Raw genomic sequence first — 1,329 nt, 5'->3', positions numbered from 1 at the left:
AGGACCCCGGATGTAGAAAGTGCCCTCTGAACTGGAAGGATAGGAGTTCTGACGCTTCTATCGTTCGGTTCGAGAGGGCACCTCGCAGGTGAGATTACGCTATGACGCGCCGGTGGTGCGCGCGACGTTCGACGACCCGAATCTGGTGTCGTGCGCCGGCCTTGTTCCGGTGATGCGCCTCGCCGCGCAGGCCGGCCTGCACGACGCGGTCGCAGACCGGGTCAGCCTGCCGACCGACAAAGGTGCCAACCCGGCCGGCAAGGTCGCCACGATCGTGGCCGGGATGCTCGCGGGCGCAGACAGCATCGACGACCTCGACATCGCCCGACACGGCGGCATGCGCTCACTGTTCGGCGGCGTGTACGCGCCATCGACACTCGGCTCGTTCCTACGCACCTTCACCCACGGCCACGTCCGGCAGTTGCACACCGCCGCCCGCGACACCCTGATCGGCCTCGCCGCACGGGCGCCGATCCTGGCCGGCGCGGACGTGCTGACCTTCGTGGACATCGACTCGATGCTGCGCCGGGTCTACGGCAAACAGAAACAAGGCATCGGGTTCGGCCACACCAAGATCGGCGGCTACAACGTGCGGCTACGCGGCTACAACCCCCTGGTCGCGACGGTGGCGACACCACTGTCCGCGCCCGTCGTCGCGGCCACCCGGCTACGCGCCGGGAACGCCGGCTCCAGCCGCGGCGCCGCGAGCATGATCGCCGAAACGATCACCACCGCCCGATCCCGCGGCGCGACCGGCGAGATCGTGGTCCGGGCCGACTCCGCCTTCTACTCCAAGGCGGTCATCGCCACCTGCCGACGCCACAAGGTGCGGTTCTCCGTCACCGCCCGGATCGACGCCAAGGTCCACACCGCATGCGACAGCATCGGCGACGACCAGTGGACCGACATCCGGTACCCGCAGGCCGTCTGGGACGAGGAAGAACAGCGGTGGATCTCCGACGCGCAGATCGCCGAAACCGAATACACCGCGTTCGCCGGCACCCGGCAGCAGGTGACCGCCCGGCTGATCGTGCGCCGCATCCGCCGCGACGACCCCACCCAAGCTCCCGGCCAGCAGGAACTCCTGCCCACCTACCGCTACCACGCGGTACTCACCGACAGCCCGTACACCCTCGTCCAGGCCGAAGCCCAGCACCGCCAGCACGCGGTCATCGAGCAGATCAACGCGGACCTGATCGCCGGCCCTCTGGCGCACCTGCCGTCCGGCCGATTCTCAGCAAACGACGCCTGGCTGACCTGCACCGCCATCGCCCACAACCTCACCCGCGCCGCCGGGCACCTCGCCGCCGGCACCTGGACCACCGCCCG

Annotated in this window: 1 protein-coding gene; it reads left to right on the top strand. The window is 69.3% G+C overall.

Annotation, left to right across the window (positions count from 1 at the left end):
* Positions 1-88: 88 nt before the first annotated feature.
* Positions 89-1,329, top strand: a 1,241-nt coding sequence (locus ACFHVL_RS31275; RefSeq protein WP_416632227.1) for an IS1380 family transposase, incomplete at its 3' end; no start/stop codon positions are given.

This window comes from Micromonospora sp. LOL_023 (genome assembly GCF_048060115.1).
Taxonomy (GTDB): Bacteria; Actinomycetota; Actinomycetes; order Mycobacteriales; family Micromonosporaceae; genus Micromonospora_E.
Note: the sequence above shows the minus strand (reverse complement) of the source record. Positions and strands in the feature narration are given on the sequence as shown.